The sequence below is a fragment of the Pseudomonas sp. LS_2 genome (assembly GCF_042709235.1).
Classification (GTDB): domain Bacteria; phylum Pseudomonadota; class Gammaproteobacteria; order Pseudomonadales; family Pseudomonadaceae; genus Aquipseudomonas.
Window position 1 is genome coordinate 50377 of sequence record NZ_JAVAYC010000015.1, and the last position, 16209, is coordinate 66585.

15 protein-coding genes and 1 pseudogene are annotated in these 16209 nt (G+C 64.4%); 7 read left to right on the forward strand and 9 right to left on the reverse strand.

Going from position 1 to position 16209, the window contains the following annotated elements; translation table 11 throughout:
* Positions 1-6: 6 nt before the first annotated feature.
* From RAC97_RS15260 to RAC97_RS15280, 5 genes are all read right to left on the reverse strand, one after another.
* Entirely contained in the window at positions 7-1488 is a 1482-nt protein-coding gene (locus tag RAC97_RS15260; RefSeq protein ID WP_375099315.1) for an aldehyde dehydrogenase, read from the reverse strand.
* On the reverse strand, positions 1485-2318 hold the full coding sequence (locus RAC97_RS15265; protein ID WP_375099316.1) for an alpha/beta fold hydrolase: 834 nt from the start codon (positions 2316-2318) through the stop codon (positions 1485-1487). The genes RAC97_RS15260 and RAC97_RS15265 overlap by 4 nt, the downstream gene beginning before the upstream one ends.
* Before the next feature lie 59 nt (positions 2319-2377).
* Positions 2378-2974, reverse strand: coding sequence for an amino acid synthesis family protein (locus tag RAC97_RS15270; protein ID WP_054892016.1), 597 nt, complete (start codon positions 2972-2974; stop codon positions 2378-2380).
* Between the two features lie 263 nt (positions 2975-3237).
* Entirely contained in the window at positions 3238-4281 is a 1044-nt protein-coding gene (locus RAC97_RS15275; protein WP_375099317.1) for an LLM class flavin-dependent oxidoreductase, read from the reverse strand.
* A 71-nt stretch (positions 4282-4352) separates the two neighbouring features.
* Positions 4353-4838: a flavin reductase family protein gene (locus RAC97_RS15280; RefSeq protein WP_375099318.1), complete on the reverse strand. Its 486-nt coding sequence runs from the start codon at positions 4836-4838 to the stop codon at positions 4353-4355.
* 318 nt (positions 4839-5156) lie between these two features.
* Between RAC97_RS15280 and RAC97_RS15285 the strand changes: the two genes are divergently transcribed.
* Positions 5157-6560, forward strand: coding sequence for a purine-cytosine permease family protein (locus RAC97_RS15285; RefSeq protein ID WP_375099319.1), 1404 nt, complete (start codon positions 5157-5159; stop codon positions 6558-6560).
* 108 nt (positions 6561-6668) lie between these two features.
* Here the strand turns inward: RAC97_RS15285 and RAC97_RS15290 are convergent, their stop codons facing one another.
* The 3 genes and pseudogenes from RAC97_RS15290 to RAC97_RS15300 form a co-directional block, all read right to left on the reverse strand.
* Positions 6669-7532, reverse strand: a complete 864-nt coding sequence (locus tag RAC97_RS15290) for a methyl-accepting chemotaxis protein (RefSeq protein WP_375099397.1) — start codon at positions 7530-7532, stop codon at positions 6669-6671.
* Positions 7524-8294: pseudogene (locus RAC97_RS15295) on the reverse strand (MCP four helix bundle domain-containing protein); the annotation flags it as partial. The gene RAC97_RS15290 and the pseudogene RAC97_RS15295, both read right to left, overlap by 9 nt.
* Before the next feature lie 258 nt (positions 8295-8552).
* Positions 8553-9758, reverse strand: a complete 1206-nt coding sequence (locus RAC97_RS15300; RefSeq protein WP_375099320.1) for an NAD(P)/FAD-dependent oxidoreductase — start codon at positions 9756-9758, stop codon at positions 8553-8555.
* A gap of 280 nt (positions 9759-10038) precedes the next feature.
* On the opposite strand from RAC97_RS15300, the gene RAC97_RS15305 reads away from it, so the two are divergent.
* Positions 10039-10581: an RrF2 family transcriptional regulator gene (locus tag RAC97_RS15305; RefSeq protein ID WP_375099321.1), complete on the forward strand. Its 543-nt coding sequence runs from the start codon at positions 10039-10041 to the stop codon at positions 10579-10581.
* A gap of 150 nt (positions 10582-10731) precedes the next feature.
* Here the strand turns inward: RAC97_RS15305 and RAC97_RS15310 are convergent, their stop codons facing one another.
* The gene (locus tag RAC97_RS15310; RefSeq protein WP_375099322.1) at positions 10732-11649 is read right to left on the reverse strand and encodes an AraC family transcriptional regulator; all 918 of its coding nucleotides are present in this window, start codon (positions 11647-11649) and stop codon (positions 10732-10734) included.
* A 100-nt stretch (positions 11650-11749) separates the two neighbouring features.
* Here RAC97_RS15310 and RAC97_RS15315 point away from each other — a divergent pair, with 100 nt between their 5' ends.
* Genes RAC97_RS15315 through RAC97_RS15335 form a run of 5 tightly spaced genes read left to right on the forward strand, consistent with a single transcriptional unit; the run spans position 11750 to position 16188 of the window.
* Positions 11750-12310, forward strand: coding sequence for a carboxymuconolactone decarboxylase family protein (locus tag RAC97_RS15315; RefSeq protein WP_375099323.1), 561 nt, complete (start codon positions 11750-11752; stop codon positions 12308-12310).
* A gap of 48 nt (positions 12311-12358) precedes the next feature.
* Positions 12359-13423 carry an acyl-CoA dehydrogenase family protein gene (locus RAC97_RS15320; protein WP_375099324.1) on the forward strand — a complete coding sequence of 355 codons (1065 nt, stop codon included), beginning with the start codon at positions 12359-12361 and terminating at the stop codon, positions 13421-13423.
* Positions 13420-14241 (forward strand): ABC transporter ATP-binding protein, encoded by an 822-nt coding sequence (locus RAC97_RS15325; protein WP_375099325.1) that lies wholly within the window; start codon positions 13420-13422, stop codon positions 14239-14241. The genes RAC97_RS15320 and RAC97_RS15325 overlap by 4 nt, the downstream gene beginning before the upstream one ends.
* Positions 14228-15433, forward strand: coding sequence for an ABC transporter substrate-binding protein (locus RAC97_RS15330; protein WP_375099326.1), 1206 nt, complete (start codon positions 14228-14230; stop codon positions 15431-15433). Before RAC97_RS15325 ends, RAC97_RS15330 begins: the two co-directional genes overlap by 14 nt.
* A complete protein-coding gene (locus RAC97_RS15335) occupies positions 15433-16188 on the forward strand; it encodes an ABC transporter permease (RefSeq protein ID WP_375099327.1) in 756 nt (251 codons plus the stop codon). Before RAC97_RS15330 ends, RAC97_RS15335 begins: the two co-directional genes overlap by 1 nt.
* Positions 16189-16209: the final 21 nt, after the last annotated feature.

Consider the following 16209-nt stretch of genomic DNA (forward strand, 5'->3'; position numbering starts at 1 on the left):
TGCCTCTCAACGCATCACGAACGGATCGGGCATGGGCGCGGTGGACAGGTTGATCCACACGGTCTTCAGCTCGGTATAGGCCAGCACCGAATCGATGCCGCTTTCGCGGCCGTAGCCGCTGTTCTTGAAGCCACCGATCGGCGCCATGGCCGACACGGCGCGGTAGGTGTTGACCCAGATGATCCCCGAGCGCACGTCGCGGGCCAGGCGATGGGCGCGGGCCAGGTCGCGGGTCCAGATCCCGGCCGCCAGGCCGAACTGCGAGTCGTTGGCGATGTTCAGGGCCTCTTCCTCGGTCTTGAAACGAATGACCGCTGCCACCGGGCCGAACACTTCCTCTTGCATGATGGTCATCGAGTTGCTGTCGCACTCGAACAGGGTCGGCTCGTAGAACCAGCCATCGCCCTCGACCTCGGCACGCTTGCCGCCCAGGTGCAGCTTGGCGCCCTCGGCCTTGGCCGCCGCTACCAACCCTTCGACCACGGCAAGTTGCTGGGCGGTGGCCATGGGGCCCATTTCGCTGGCGTCGTCCTGCGGGTTGCCGATGCGGATGCGCTTGGCGCGCTCGACCAGACGGGCGAGGAACTCATCGAAGATTTCGTCCTGCACCAAAAGGCGGGAACCTGCCACGCAGCTTTGCCCGGAGGCGGCATAGATGCCGGCCACGGCGCCGTTGATGGCGCTGTCCAGGTCGGCGTCGGCGAAGATGATGTTCGGCGACTTGCCGCCCAGCTCCAACGACAGCTTGGCGAAGTTCTCGGCGCTGCTGCGCACCACGTGGCGCGCGGTGGCGGCGCCGCCGGTGAAGGCGATCTTGCGCACCAGGGGGTGACGGGTCAGCGCCGCGCCAGTACTGGGGCCGAATCCTGTGACCACGTTGACCACGCCAGCGGGGAAGCCAGCTTCAAGGGCCAGGCGGGCCAGTTCCAGGATGGTCGCCGAGGCATGCTCGGAAGGCTTGATCACGATCGTATTGCCCGCGGCCAGGGCCGGGGCGAGCTTGATTGCGGTGAGGTACAGCGGGCTGTTCCACGGAATGATCCCGGCCACCACACCGATCGGCTCGTGCACGGTGTAGGCGAACAGGTCGGGCTTATCCAGCGGCAGGGTGCCGCCTTCGAGCTTGTCGGCAAGGCCTGCGGTGTAGTGGAAGAACTCCGGCAGGTAGCCCACCTGGCCGCGGGTCTCGCGGATCAGCTTGCCGTTGTCACGGCTTTCCAACTGGGCCAGATGTTCCTTGTTCTCGGCGATCAGGTCGCCAAGACGACGCAGCAGCTTGCCTCGGGCCGTGGCGGTAAGGCCGCGCCAGGCCGGGTTGTCGAAGGCACGCTGGGCGGCCTGCACGGCCAGCTCCACATCGGCTTCGTCGGCATCGGGGAGTTGCGCCCAGGCCTTGGCAGTGGCCGGGTCGAGGCTGTCGAAGGTGTTGCCGCTCTGGGCATCGCGCCACTGGCCATCGATGCACATCTGGAAACGAACGAGGGTCATGCAACTATCCCCTTGGCGGATTCGGTGAGGGTGCGGGCTTCGTTGAGGAAGTCCAGCAGCATGCGGTTGACTTCGCGCGGTGCTTCCACCGGCATCATGTGCCGTTGCTCGGGCAGCACCACGCAACGCGCCCCGGGAATGCGTGCGGCGAGCTGGCGGCTCATGGCCGGGGTCGAGCCCTGGTCGAGTTCGCCGGTGGCGATCAGGGTCGGCACCTGGATGCTGCCAAGGTCGGCCTCGCGGTACATGTCCTGGGTGGCAAACAGAGCATAGGTGGTGTGGTAGCCCTGGGGGTCATTGCCGGCCAGCACCTGGCGGATCGCTGCGACCTGGGCCGGGTTGGCGGCCTTGTATTCGCGGCTGAACCAGCGGTCAAGGGCGGCATCTACATTGGCGTCCGGGCCCAGTTCGGCGGCCTGCGCGGCACGGGCGATGACCCCGGCGCTCTGTTCGGGGGTGCGGTTGAACACGCTGTTGAGCACCACCAGGCCGGCCAGGCGCTGCGGATGGTTGAGGGCGAAGGCGCGAGCCACCAGGCCGCCCATCGAGAAGCCGATGACCGTGGCTTGCGGCAGTTGCAGGTGGTCGAGCAGCTCGACCAGTTGCTCGGCGTAGCCTTCCAGCCCGGTGTCGGCGCTGGGCAGGTGGCTCTGGCCGTGGCCGAGCATATCGTAGGCGATGACGCGGTAGTCTGCGGCAAGGCCAACGAACTGCCCGCCCCACATTTCCTTGTTCAGGCCCACCCCGTGGATCAGCACCACGGGTTGGCCCTGGCCGAGGCTCAGGTAGCTGGTCCCGGCCGGTGTACGTTCAGCGACAGGCTGAATCATGGAGCGCGCTCCTTGAGGGGCAGGGCATTCAGGCAACGCCCCGGCCCGTCTGGTTATCGTTATTGAGCGTTGGCTTTCTCGGCCGCCAGTTCTTCCAGGTCGATGTAGCGGTTGCCGATGCGCGGGTGCAGGCGGCCGCCGTCGGAGGCGCCCAGCACCACCACGATCTCGTCGGCGCGGGGGGCGTCTTCGATCTGCATTTCCAGGGTGATGTAGTGCGAGCGCAGGCCTTCGTCGTCCTTCTGCATCATCGGGATCTGGATCGAGGTGCCTGGGCCGCCGCGCTTGTTGGTGAAGCTCAGGTAGCTCTTGGCCTGCACGGCTTCACGGTAGTGGTTGCCGAAGCGCAGGGTGTGGATGACCGCCGAAGCGTGCTCGATCTCGCCCTCTGCGCCAACCACGGCGGCCTTGCCGTAGGCTTCGATCTTGTCGGCACCGCCGATGGCGGCGGTCAGGCGCTCGACCATCAGTGCGCCGAGCTCGGAGCAGTTGGCACGAATTTCCGGCTTGAGGTCTTCGACGAAACCGCGACCGGCCCAGGGGTTCTTGATGACTACGGCCAGGCCGACCATGGTCACCGGCTTGTCGGTGGCCTTGCCGCCTTCGATGCGGGTCTCTTCGGAGTAGGTGACGATCTTGCGAATTTCGAAACTCATGGGGGCTCCTGGATTCTAGGGTTATCAGGCTATGTTGTCTGATGGTATACCATAATACTGGTTGTGCAATAGCCGAGATAGAATTTCTCTTTATTGGCCCTTGTGGGAGCGGGTTCACCCGCGAAGAACACACCGCGGTGTATGGCACGGGCTGCGCCCGTGTTCGCGGGTAAACCCGCTCCCACAGGGTATGTGCAGGCAAAAAAATGCCCGCCCCGCACACAGGGGCGGGCCGTTCCCGCAATCACTCAGGCAAAGGGAATTCAGGCGAACGCCGGCACGACTTCCTTGATGAACAACGCCAGCGACTTCTTCTTCTCGCTGTGGGGCAGGCTGTTGTCGCACCAGAAACTGAACTCATCCACGCCCAGCTCCTGGTAGTACTTGATGCGCGCGATGATTTCCTCGGGGGTACCGATCATGGTGTTCTTGCGGATGTTCTGCAGCTGGAACGCCGGCACTTCGGCGAACTTCTCCTCGGGGCTGGGTGCCAGGAAACCATTCACCGGCGTGGTCTTGTTGCCGAACCAGGCATCGAAGGTGCGGTAGAAGCGCGAGATCGCCTCGGCGCCGACCCTCCAGCCTTCGGGTTCGGCCGGGCTGTGCACATGGGTATGGCGCAGTACCATCAGTTGTGGGCGCGGTACCTCGGGGTTGGCGTCGAGGGCGGCCTGGAACTTGTTCTTCAAATCCAGTACCTCTTCGTCGCCCTTCATCAAGGGGGTGACCATCACGTTGCAGCCGTTTTTTACCGCGAAGTTGTGCGAGTCCGGGTCGCGGGCGGCGATCCACATCGGCGGCAGCTCTTTTTGCACGGGTTTGGGCACGCTGGTGGAGGTAGGGAACGTGTACACCTCGCCTTCGAAGGCGTAGTCGCCTTGCCACAGCTTGCGCACCACCGGGACCATTTCGCGCAGCGCCTTGCCGCCGTCGGTGGCCGGCATGCCGCCGGCCATGCGGTCGAACTCGAACTGGTAGGCACCACGGGCCAGGCCCACTTCCATGCGGCCGTTGCTGATCACATCGAGCAGGGCGCACTCACCGGCCACGCGGATCGGGTTCCAGAACGGCGCGATGATGGTGCCGGCGCCCAGGCGAATGGTTTCGGTGCGTGCGGCCAGGTACGCCAGCAGTGGCATGGGGCTGGGCGAGATGGTGTATTCCATGGCGTGGTGTTCGCCGATCCATACGGTGCTGAAACCGCCGCGCTCGGCCATCAGGGTCAGTTCGGTCAGGTCTTCGAACAACTGGCGGTGGCTGACCTGGTCATCCCAACGTTCCATGTGCACGAACAACGAAAATTTCATGGGGCTTTCCTCGAAGCGTGAAGGTCTCGACGGGGGCGCCTGGCGCCCGCGGGTTCATATAAGGATAGGTGTCAGGCGAAGGCGGGCAGGCTGGCCATCTTGCCGCGGCAGTACACCATCGGTCGCGGCGCTTCCTCGGGCACGATCAGGTTCTGTACCTTGCCGACCATGATCGCGTGATCGCCGCCTTCGTATTCGCGCCACAGTTCGCACTCGATCACCGCCGTGGCGCCGGCCAGCAGCGGGTTGCCCAGCGCGCTCAGGGTCCACTCGATGCCCACGGCCTTGTCCTTGCCTTTTTTCGCGAAGGCGTAGGCCTCGGTTTGTTGCTCGCCGGAGAGTAGGTGGATGGCGAAGCGCTTGTTGCGCATCAGCACAGGGTAGGAGTCGGAACTGTAGTTGGGGCAGAACAGCACCAGCGGTGGGTCCATCGACAGGGAGGAAAAGGCGCTGGCAGTTAGGCCAACGATCTGGCCGTCGTCGTCCAGGGTGGTGATGACCGTGACGCCGGAGGGGAAGGAGCCCAGGACGTTCTTGTAGACGGTTGCGTCGATCATGGCGAGTACCTCGGAAAGGCTGCGGTGGTCCGCGGTTTTTATCGTTGATGTGTCTGATGGTATACCGTAATACCTATATTGCAAGCAGAATTTTCAGCGCTGGCGTACCTGCGATGAACGGTACAAAGCCCATGAATACTGGGTTTGACTGAGAGAAGAGGGCTTCAGGAGCGGGCCCGTAGCGGATCAGAGGCGCTGAAAAAGCGCGGAGCAGTGTTGTCAAAAGTTTGGAATACCATAATATGGTCCGCAGCTGAGAGGCCGCCCAGAGCGGTTTCCTACAACGATAAAAAAACGATCCTTTCGAGCTGAAAACCTATGTCCCAACCGTCGTCGCAACACCAGTTTGTCGAGAACCATACGGTCGATCATGTGCCGCCCTCCGAGCGTCATGGGAAATCACGCGACCTGTTCACCCTGTGGTTCAGTACCAATATCGCGCCACTGCCCATCGTTACCGGCGCCATGGTGATACAGGTATTCCACCTGAACTTTGTCTGGGGGTTGCTGGCCATCGTGCTGGGCCACCTGCTGGGTGGCGTGGTGCTTGCCTTGGCCTCGGCCCAGGGGCCGCAGTTGGGCATTCCGCAGATGGTGCAGAGCCGCGGGCAATTTGGCCGCTACGGCGCCTTGCTGATCGTGTTCTTCACGGCACTGATCTACGTCGGCTTCTTCATTTCCAACATCGTCCTGGCCGGCAAGTCGATCCACGGTATCGCCCCCAGCGTGCCGATGCCGGCGGCGATCATTGTCGGCGCGCTGAGCGCCACGGCGATTGGCGTTATCGGTTATCGCTTCATTCATATCCTCAACCGTGTCGGCACCTGGGTGATGGGTTCGGCGCTGCTGGCCGGCTTCATCATGATGTTCGCCCAGGAGCTGCCGGCCGACTTCTTCAGCCGCGGCGCGTTCAACCTGTCGGGCTTCGTCGCCACGGTGTCGCTGGGCACCATCTGGCAGATCAGCTTCTCGCCGTACACGTCTGATTACTCGCGCTACCTGCCACGCGAGGTGGGCATCGCCAAGCCGTTCTGGGCTACCTACTTCGGCGCTACTTTGGGCACCATCCTGTGCTTTGCCTTCGGCGCGGTGGCGGTGCTGTGCGTGCCTGAGGGCGTGGATGCGATGGATGCGGTGAAGCAGGCCACGGGCTGGCTGGGGCCGATCCTGATGCTGCTGTTCCTGCTCAACATCATCAGCCATAACGCCCTCAACCTGTATGGCGCGGTGCTGTCGATCGTTACCGCGATACAGACCTTCATCGCTCACTGGACGCCCAGCGTGCGGGTGCGAGTGGTACTGGCCTCGGTGATCCTGCTGGCCTGCGCGCTGGTGGCGCTGAACGCTTCGGCGGGCTTCATCGGTCAGTTCATCGGCTTGATCCTGGCGCTGCTGTTGGTGCTGGTACCGTGGGCGTCGATCAACCTGGTGGATTTCTACCTGATCAAGAAGGGGCAGTACGACATCGCCTCGTTCTTCCGTGCCGACGGCGGTATCTACGGGCGCTTCAACCACCATGCGATCGTCGCTTATGCCTGCGGGATCCTGGTGCAGTTGCCGTTCGCCAATACGTCGCTGTATGTCGGGCCGTATTCGAACCTGGTGGAAGGGGCGGACTTGTCATGGGTGTTCGGCTTGCTGGTGACGGTGCCGCTGTATTACTGCCTGGCGACCCGCGGTAAAACCGAGAAGGCGGGGCGGGCGGTTGGGGTGAATGACTGACGTCGCTGTTGCGCGCTGAATGCTTCGCGGACAAGCCCGCTCCTACAGGTCTGCGCGACGACGGTAGAAGCTGGCTTGCCCGCGAGGGGGGCGCTGCGTTTGAGCGGTCTACACCTTGAACTGCGCCACCATCCCGTTCAACTCCACCGCCAGGCGCGACAGCTCCTGCGCCGCCGCGCTGGTCTGGTTGGCCCCCGCCGAGGTTTGCATGGCCAGGTCGCGGATATTCACCAGGTTGCGATCCACCTCCCGGGCCACTTGAGCCTGTTCTTCCGACGCGCTGGCGATCACCAGGTTGCGCTGGTTGATCGAGGTGATGGCTTCGGCGATCACTTCCAGCGCTTGCCCGGCGGCCTGGGCGACTTCCAGGGTGCCGCTGGCGCGGGCCTGGCTGCCGTGCATCGCGCTCACCGCGCGTTCGGTGCCGGTCTGGATGCCGCCAATCATCTGCTCGATTTCCGCCGTGGACTGCTGGGTGCGGTGCGCCAGGGCGCGTACTTCATCAGCCACAACGGCGAAACCACGCCCGGCCTCACCTGCGCGTGCCGCCTCGATCGCGGCGTTGAGCGCCAGCAGGTTGGTCTGCCCGGCGATCGCGCCGATCACATCGAGCACCCGGCTGATTTCGTTGGCATTGTCCGCCAGTTCCTGGATCTGCGTGGACGTGCCGGTCACATCCGCGACCAACTGCTGGATGGAGCTCAGCGCCTGGTTGACCTGGTCGCGGCCATCGCGGGTGGTGCGGTCGGCTCCGTTGGAGGCGTCGGCGGTGCTGACTGCGTTGTTGGCCACTTCCTCCACCGCAGCGGTCATCTGGTTGACCGCCGTGGCGGCTTGGTCGATCTCGGCGCTTTGCTGGTGCAGGCCGCGGCTGGTGTCCTCGGTGACCGTGTGCAGTTCTTCGGAGGCCGAGGCCAGCTGGTCGGAGGAGGCCGCGATCTTGCGGATGGTCTGGCGCAGGTTGTCTTGCATGGCCGCCAGGGCGCGCAGCAGCTGGGCCGGCTCGTCGCGGCCCACCACCTGGATGTCGCGGGTCAGGTCGCCGGTAGCCACACGCTCGGCCACCACCACGGCATCGGCCAGCGGCACGATGATGCTGCGGGTAAGCAGGGTGGCGATGGCGACCAGCGCCAGCATGATGACCACCAACGCGCCGATGATCAGGGTAAAGGCTTCATCGGAGGCATCGCTGCTGCGCGCGGAGGCTGCGTCGGCGCCGGCGGTGTTGTACTGGGTCAGCGCGGCCAGCGCTTTCATCATGTTGTCGGCGTAGTCGGCCAGCGCGCCGTTTACCTGGACCTTGGCCTCGTCGATACGCCCGGCGGCGATCGCTTCGCGCACGGTTTTCTGCAGGTCCTGGTAGCGCTTGGCGTGGCCGACGAAGGTGTCGAACAGCGTGCGGTCATCCGCCGTGATGATGGTGCTTTCGTATTCCTTGATGGACCTGTCCAGGGCTTGGTTGATCTCGACCACCTTGGCAAGGCTGGCCTGGCGCACGGCGGGCTGGTCCTCGAGGATGCTGCGCAGAGTCAGGGCGCGGACCCGGCCGAGGTTGGTGCTGACCTCGCCCAGTGCACTGATTGCTGGCACCCAGGTCACGCGGATTTCGTCGGTGGCCTGGTCCATCCGATGGGTTTCGTAGAGGGAAACCAGGCCCATGGCTAGGGTCAGCACGCCCAGCAACGTGAACAGACTGGCTGCGCGTCGACCGATCTTCATATTCCTTAAATGCATGGCACTGCTCCTTGACGTTTGGCTGGCAGGCGTCAGGGGCAGGAGGTCGGGTCAAGCTCCGAGACGGCGCTGCAAAGGGGTTGGGATGGCCTCACCGGTCCTGTTGTTGTCTGCAAATAATGTCATATAGCCACTACTATTGACCAGTTGTTCAATGTAACTACAGGTTTATACATCCAGGCTATTTTTTGACCATTTGGTCGGATTTGTTGGCGGAGCAAAGATGAAAAGGGCCGCGTCAGCGGCCCTCGGTGTGTGTTACGCAACGATTGGAATCAGCGGGTCGGCAGCCGCCAGGGCCGCCTTGCGATCCGCTGCCGGCGGGTAGATCCATACCGAGTTGATCTGGCGCTTGAGGTTCTTGCCTTCCTGCCCTTGCAGGTGCAGCGTGCGTTCCCAGCCTTCGCTGTACGCCGCGCCCCAGTCGCCCAGGTCCAGGCAGGTGACGTACTTGGGCTGGCGATAGACCACAGGTTCGAAACCCAGCAGGTCGGCCATGGCATTGTTGCCCGAGTGGCGGCCCATGGGGATGGCGTGCTGGCAGGTCATCAGGGCGTGGTTGCCGAGGTCGTCGACCGCCGCCCAGGCCACGTCGCCCGTGGCATAGATGCGCTCCTGGCCGATCACCTTGAGGTGGCCGTCGACCTTCAGGCGGCCTTGGGCGTCACGCTCGCCAACCACCTGCGCGGTCAGCGGGCTGGCTTTCACGCCCGCGGTCCAGATCACGGTCTTGCTGGCAATGTATTCGCCGTTGTCCAGGGTCACGCCGCCGGCATCCATCGACACCACCGATACGCCGGTCACCCATTCCACGCCCGCATGCTTGGACGCCGCCTCGATCGCCGGGGTAATACCGGCGCCCAGTGCCTGGCCGACGGACTGGCCACGGTCGACGATCAGCACCCGCACGGCTGCATCTTTACCCCATGCAGCGCGCAGGCGTGGCGGCATTTGCGTTGCGATTTCAATCCCGGTGAAGCCGCCGCCGCCTATCACCACGGTGTTGCGTGCCGGGGTGTTGGGCTGGCTGGCCAGGGCGGTGAGGTGGCGTTCGAGTCGAACGGCCGACTCCATCTGGTCGATGTCGAAGCTGTGCTCGGCCAGGCCTGGCACAGGAGGGCGCACCACTTCGCTGCCGGCTGCAAGAATCAGGCGATCGTAGCCCAGCACGCGGACATCGCCCTGGGCATCGGTGTAGGTGACGGTATTGGCTTGGGCATCGATGGCCTGGGCGTGACCTTCGATGAAGTTCACGCCGACCGCGTCGAACAGTTCGCTCAGCGGCGCTTTCATGGCATGTACTTCCGGCTCGTAGAAGCGCGGGCGAATGCGCAGCTCGGGCTGGGGGGCGAGCACGCTGATGCCGATGTCGCCACGCTGGGCGAGGTCGAGCAGGCGGGCGGCGCTCAAGGCGCTCCAGACACCGGCAAAGCCGGCACCGATGATCAGGATATGTGGGGTCATGAAGGTGCTCCGCTGGGTTGATTCTTGAAGGTGGTGCAAGGTTTCGGGCAGGCGCTGTATGCCTGTCGAATAACTACGACTCTATTGGTCGTAGTTAAAGCCCGCAAGCTTTTTTTTCATGCGCGCTGCATGCGTGCCCTTGCGAAACCGCTTGGATTGCCCGCGAATATTGATTTACGGAGCTTTCAGGAAATTCAGGCGAACTGGGAATGTCACCTTTGGCTTTGCCAGGCATGAGAGAGAGGCGTAGTATTTGCGACAAATGAAGTCGGAGATTGAGATGTCGTTATATAGCGCTGGCGTCGAATACGGCATTCACTGCCTGCTGTACCTGGTCGACGAGCGCGGTGACAACCGTGACTCCAGCGTGCGCGACCTGGCCGAGTTGCAGGGTGTGCCCCAGGAGTACCTGGCCAAGGTCTTCACCAAGCTGGCACGCGGCGGTCTGGTGACGGCCACCGAAGGCGTGCGTGGCGGCTTTCGCCTGGCCCGGCCCTCCGACGAGATCACCGTGCTGGATATCGTCAACGCCATCGACGGGCCGAAGAAGATCTTCGACTGCCGCGAGATCCGTGAGCGTTGCTCGTTGTTCGAAGGCAATGCACCGAGCTGGGCGACCGAGGGCACCTGCGCGATACACGCGGTGATGCTGGGGGCGCAGAAGCGTATGGAGGAAGCCCTGGCCCAGCAGACCATCCTCGACCTCAGTCGCCGCCTGGCGCGCAAGGCACCGGCCGAGTACGGGCAGAAGGTCAACGACTGGATCAACGGGCGGCGCGAGGGCAAGGGTAGCGCCGGCGATATCGCGGTCACTCAGCTCTAGCTTTCCAGCCAAGCGGGTGGCGCATTACCTGTAGGAGTGGGCTTGCCCGCGAAGCAGGCACCGCGGTGAATGGCACCCGCTCCGCCGGTGTCCGCGGGCCAGCCCACGCCTACCGGTAGCACGCCGTTCTTTGCCGCGACGGTGAGGCATCTATCCGCTACGCCCCTCATGCTGCTTGCGATACGCCCCCGGCTGCACCCCCATGGCCTTGGCGAACGCCCGGGTGAAGGCCGCCACCGACTGGTAGCCCACCTGTGCACCCACCTGCTCCACGGTATTGCCTGCGCGCAGCAACTGGCTGGCATGGCGCATGCGCAGCGCCAGCAGCAGTTGCCCAGGCGATTGCCCGGCCAATTCATTGAAGCGCTTGAAGAACGCCGAGCGCGAAAACCCGGTGCAGGCCGCCATGGTTTCCAGCGGCCACGGTTGGCCAGGGTTTTCGATCAAGCGTTCCAGCAGCACGGCGAATGACGGCTGGCGGGCGAGGGCGATCAAGCCGCCCAGGGTCGCGTTCTCGTGCACTTGCTGGCGCAGCACGTAGAGGAACAACAGGTGCGTCAGGCGCTCCAGCAGGGTCTGCGAGGGCGCCGGATCCCGTCGACATTCGGCCAGGATCAGCTCGAACAAGGCCCGCGCCGCGCTGCCCGCGGGGTCGCTGGCGCGCAGCAGGACCCAGTCCGCCAGGCCTTCGACGATCAGCGACGACAAGCCCGACTGGAAGTGAAAGAACCCGCACACCAGGCCCACTCCATCGCCCGCGTCCAGATCCAGCGATTGCATGTCCTTGCGCGGCTGGATACAGGCTTCGAGCGGGTCGGCATCACTGGACAGGCGATACGCCAGGTCGCGCAGCAAGAACACTGCATCGCCGCTTTCCAGACGCAGCGCCTCGGGGTGGCCATCGATATGCAGCCAGCAATGGCCTTGCACTACCAGATGGAAGCTGGCCCGGCCCATGCCCTGGGTGCTGGCGTGCCAGCCACCGCAGTAGCGCCCGACGTGAAACAGACTGGCATCGAGCTCCAGGCTCTCTAATAACCAATCGACAAGATGGCTGGACGAAATCATCTAATGCAAAGACTCAGGAGCAAGGAAAGGCGACTGATGAATATGGATGCTAGTTCTTATAACCAACAGACTGTAGCGACACCCCCAAGGAGACCACTCCATGTCCTCGCGCATTACTCTACACACTCTGCAGAGCGCCCCGGAAGCTGCACGTCCGTTCCTCGAGAATGCCCAGAAAGCCTCCGGCTTCATTCCCAACCTGCTGGGCATCCTGGCCAACGCCCCGGCAGCGCTGGAAACCTATGTCACGGTCTCGGCGCTCAACGGCAAGTCCGAGCTGACCTTGGCCGAGCGCGAAGTGGTGCAGTTGATCGCCGCCACCCGGCACGGTTGCGACTTCTGCGTGGCCGGCCACACCGCCGTGGCGCTGAACAAGGCCAAGCTGCCCCAGGAAGTGGTCGATGCCCTGCGTGCCCACGGCGAATTGCCCGATGCCCGCTACGAGACCCTTGCCGAGTTCGCCCGCGAAGTGATCGCCACCCGTGGCAACGTCAGCGACGCCACCTACCAGGCTTTCCGCACCGCCGGCTTCAGCGAAGGCAACGCCCTGGAAGTGATCCTCGGGGTGAGCCTCGCAACACTGTGCAACTTTGCTAATGTGTTCGCCCGGACGCCGCTCAACGACGAACTGGCCAAGTACCGCTGGCAGCCCTCGGCCTAAGCCGCACGTGGTGCCGGTCGTGCCGGCGTTTTGAAAAGGAGAAGGGACATGCTTGATTCCACACTTCGACAATGGCTGGATGCCAACGCCGAGGCCATCGACCAAGGCCAGTGCGACCCACACCTGGTGCTGGCATACCTTGCCGAAGCGCAGGTGCTGCGTGTTGGCGTGGACTCGGCCCTGGGCGGCTCGGGAGGCGATGTAACCGATGCGGTCGAGGCCATCGCTGCCATCGCCAGCCGTTCCCTGGCCTCGGCCTTTGTCTGCTGGGGCCAGCGCGCCTTTATCGAATACCTGCTGCAAAGCCCCAACCAGGCCCTGCGCGAGCGCCTGCTGCCCGACCTGCTGAAGGGCGAGCTGGCAGGCGCCACCGGGCTGTCCAACGCCATGAAGTTCCTCTCCGGCATCGAGTCGTTGCAGGTGCAGGCCACAGCGCAGGGCGAGGGTTGGGCCCTGGAAGGGCGTCTGCATTGGGTGACCAACCTGCGCAAGAGCGGCTTCGTGGTGGCGGCAGCGATCCAGGGCGAGGAGGGCCAGGCGCCTTTCGTCGTGGCGATACCGTCCGGCGCTGCGGGCCTCGAGCGTTCGCAGGACCTGCAACTGATGGGCCTGCAATCGAGCAGTACCGCCGCACTTGCCTTCCACCAGGTAGCGCTGGGCCGTGAATGGCTTCTGCATGAGAACGCCCGTGAGTTCCTGCCCCGGGTGCGGCCGGCTTTCCTGGCGCTGCAATGCGGCATGTCCATCGGCCTGACCCGGCGTGCGCTGGATGAAGTGCGCGAGCATTTGCAGGGCCGTGGTTCGTTCCTCGCCGAAGCCGAGCAGGTACTGCGCGAACGCCTGGAAAACACCGTGGGCGAGCTCAAGCAGGGGCTGCTCGACGGTCGCTTCCTCAAGCAGCCGGCTGCCTTGTTCAAATTGCGCATCACCCTGGCCGAAAGCGCGGCCGATGCCGTGCAGATGGAGCTTCAGGCCAGCGGCGGCAAGGCCTATCTGAGCGCTTATGGAGAAGGCTTTGCCCGGCGCTGGCGCGAGTCGGCGTTCGTGCCGATCGTCACCCCGAGCCTGGTGCAACTGCGCGCCGAGCTGCAACGCCAGGCGGCCGGGGCATGACCGAGGCATTGCTGCAGGCCCGTGGCATCGCCCTGGGTTACCCCCGCGACGGTGGTTGGCAAACCGTGCTGGCGCAGTTCGACCTGGACCTGGCCCCTGGCGAGGTAGTGACCCTCCTTGGCCCCAGCGGGGTCGGCAAGTCCAGCCTGCTGCGGGTGCTGGCAGGCTTGCAGCAGCCCAGCGCCGGGGCGGTGACCCTGCATGGCGAAGCTCTGCAAGGCCCGCACCCGCGCTTGGCCGTGGCCTTTCAGGACCCGAGCCTGTTGCCCTGGCTGAGCCTTGAGAAGAACGTCGCCTTCGGCCTGGATTTCGCTCGCCAGCCCAAGCTCGAGGCTCGCGAGCGCAAGGCACGCATCGACCACGCGATCGAGGCCGTGGGCCTGGCCCATGCGCGCAGCCAGTATCCTGCGCAGTTGTCCGGCGGCATGGCCCAGCGCACTGCACTGGCCCGCTGCCTGGCGCGGCAACCCGAGGTCCTGCTGCTGGACGAACCCTTCGGTGCGCTGGATGAAGTCACCCGCGCCGACATGCAGCAGTTGCTGCTGCAACTGATTGCCACCCACAACACCGCTGCGGTGTTGATCACCCACGATATCGACGAAGCCTTGCTGCTGTCCGATCGCGTCCTGCTACTGGGCAACCACCCGGCGCGGGTCCTCGGCCAATGGCATATCGATCTGCCGCAACCGCGGACGCAGCGGGTCGAGGAACTGGGCGCGCTGCGCATCGATATTCTGAAAACCCTACGGCGGGCGAGCCGCACCCCCGAACCCACTTCCACACCCTTGCCGCCGGAGACTGCCCATGTGCATGGATGATTGCTGCTCCTCCACTTCCCGTCGTGACTTCCTCAAGCTCAGCGCCATGCTCACCGCGGCAGGCGCCATGCCCATGCTGGCCAGTCTGCAAGCGCGTGCCGCCGCCGAGCCGGACGCGCCGGTACGCATCGGCTACCTGCCGATCACCGACGCCACGCCATTGCTGGTGGCGCACAACAACGGTCTGTTCGAGGCCGAGGGCATCAAGGCCGAGCGTCCGGTACTGCTGCGCAGCTGGGCGCAGGTGATCGAGGCGTTCATTTCAGGCCAGGTCAACGTCATCCACCTGCTCTCGCCGATGACCATCTGGGCGCGCTACGCCAGCAAGGTACCTGCCAAGGTCGTGGCCTGGAACCATGTCGGCGGATCGGGTTTGACCGTCGCCCCGGAGATCACCGATATCAAGCAACTGGCCGGCAAGACCGTGGCCATTCCGTTCTGGTATTCGATCCACAACGTAGTGGTGCAGCAGCTGTTCCGCGACGCGGGCCTGGAGCCCGTGTCCAAACCGGCCGGTTCGGCGCTTGCCGCCAACCAGGTGAACCTGCTGGTGCTGCCGCCCTCGGACATGCCGCCGGCCCTGGCCAGCAAGCGTATCGCAGGCTACATCGTCGCCGAGCCGTTCAACGCGTTGGCCGAGAACCTCAAGGTGGGCCGGGTGCAGCGTTTCACCGGGGACGTATGGCGCAACCACGCGTGCTGCGTGGTGTTCATGCACGAGCATGACCTGAACAACCGCCCCGAGTGGTCGCAGAAGGTGGTGAACGCCATCGTCAAGGCCCAGCAATGGACCCGTGAGCACCGCGCCGAGGCCGCTGCATTGCTCTCCAAGGCCGGTCCGAACAAGTACACCCCGCACGAGCCCGCGGTGCTGACCAAGGTACTGGCGCCTGCTGCCGAGGACCGTGCAGGCTACCTGGCCAGCGGTGCGATCCAGCACTTGCAGTGGGATGAAAAGCGTATCGACTTCCAACCTTACCCGTTCCCCAGCTACACCGAGGAACTGGTCAGGCGTCTGAAGAACACCCTGATCGAAGGCGACAACGCCTTCCTGGCGGCGCTCGATCCTGCGCAGACCGCCCGCGATCTGGTGGACGACCGCTTCGTGCGTAACGCAATCGCCGCAGTCGGCGGCCCCTCGGTGTTCGGCATCGCCGACAGCTTCGAGCGCAGCGAGGAGTTCACAGGCTGATGCGCAAGCATGTCGTACACAGTGCCCTGGGCTTGGCCGGGCTGGCGGCGCTGGTGCTGTCCTGGTGGGCCGGGGTGCAGCTGTTCGGCGAGGCCGATGGCTTGTCGGCGCGTTTCTCGCCCCAGGCGACCCTGGCCAGCCTGATCGAGTTGCTGGGCCATGGCGAGGTCTACGGGCATGTCTGGGTGAGCCTGAAGCGCATCCTGGTGGGCTTGTTGCTGGCGCTGCTGATCGGTGTGCCACTGGGCTTGCTGGTGGGCAGCTACCGGCACCTGGAGGCGGCGACCACGCCGGCATTCCAGTTCCTGCGGATGATTTCGCCGCTGTCGTGGATGCCAGTGGTGGTGATGCTGATGGGGGTGGGCGACCAGCCGATCTATTTTCTGCTGGCCTTCGCTGCGCTGTGGCCGATCCTGCTGAATACCGCTGCCGGTGTGCGCCAGCTCGACCCGCGCTGGTTGCAGCTGTCGCGCAGCCTCAGCGCCACTCGTTGGGAGACGCTGTGCAAGGTGATCCTCCCCGGGGTGATCGGCCATGTGCTGACCGGTGTGCGCCTGGCCATCGGTATCCTGTGGATCGTGCTGGTGCCGTGCGAAATGCTCGGGGTCAGCGCGGGGCTGGGTTACTTCATCCTCGATACGCGCGACCGGCTGGCCTATTCGGAGCTGATGGCCATGGTACTGCTGATCGGCGTGCTGGGGTTCATGCTCGATGCCATGGCGCGTGGTTTGCACCGGCGGTGGGTGCATGCCTGAATGGCACCGCTAAGCCCGTTC

Excerpts from the sequence above, each read along its gene's own strand:
- RAC97_RS15325 (WP_375099325.1), top strand. The coding sequence starts at position 13,420 with ATGACCGAGGCATTGCTGCAGGCCCGTGGCATCGCCCTGGGTTACCCC.
- RAC97_RS15310 (WP_375099322.1), bottom strand. The coding sequence starts at position 11,649 with ATGATTTCGTCCAGCCATCTTGTCGATTGGTTATTAGAGAGCCTGGAG.
- RAC97_RS15320 (WP_375099324.1), top strand. The coding sequence starts at position 12,359 with ATGCTTGATTCCACACTTCGACAATGGCTGGATGCCAACGCCGAGGCC.
- RAC97_RS15265 (WP_375099316.1), bottom strand. The coding sequence starts at position 2,318 with ATGATTCAGCCTGTCGCTGAACGTACACCGGCCGGGACCAGCTACCTG.
- RAC97_RS15300 (WP_375099320.1), bottom strand. The coding sequence starts at position 9,758 with ATGACCCCACATATCCTGATCATCGGTGCCGGCTTTGCCGGTGTCTGG.
- RAC97_RS15305 (WP_375099321.1), top strand. The coding sequence starts at position 10,039 with ATGTCGTTATATAGCGCTGGCGTCGAATACGGCATTCACTGCCTGCTG.
- RAC97_RS15275 (WP_375099317.1), bottom strand. The coding sequence starts at position 4,281 with ATGAAATTTTCGTTGTTCGTGCACATGGAACGTTGGGATGACCAGGTC.
- RAC97_RS15315 (WP_375099323.1), top strand. The coding sequence starts at position 11,750 with ATGTCCTCGCGCATTACTCTACACACTCTGCAGAGCGCCCCGGAAGCT.
- RAC97_RS15280 (WP_375099318.1), bottom strand. The coding sequence starts at position 4,838 with ATGATCGACGCAACCGTCTACAAGAACGTCCTGGGCTCCTTCCCCTCC.
- RAC97_RS15260 (WP_375099315.1), bottom strand. The coding sequence starts at position 1,488 with ATGACCCTCGTTCGTTTCCAGATGTGCATCGATGGCCAGTGGCGCGAT.
- RAC97_RS15330 (WP_375099326.1), top strand. The coding sequence starts at position 14,228 with ATGTGCATGGATGATTGCTGCTCCTCCACTTCCCGTCGTGACTTCCTC.
- RAC97_RS15335 (WP_375099327.1), top strand. The coding sequence starts at position 15,433 with ATGCGCAAGCATGTCGTACACAGTGCCCTGGGCTTGGCCGGGCTGGCG.
- RAC97_RS15285 (WP_375099319.1), top strand. The coding sequence starts at position 5,157 with ATGTCCCAACCGTCGTCGCAACACCAGTTTGTCGAGAACCATACGGTC.
- RAC97_RS15290 (WP_375099397.1), bottom strand. The coding sequence starts at position 7,532 with ATGCAAGACAACCTGCGCCAGACCATCCGCAAGATCGCGGCCTCCTCC.
- RAC97_RS15270 (WP_054892016.1), bottom strand. The coding sequence starts at position 2,974 with ATGAGTTTCGAAATTCGCAAGATCGTCACCTACTCCGAAGAGACCCGC.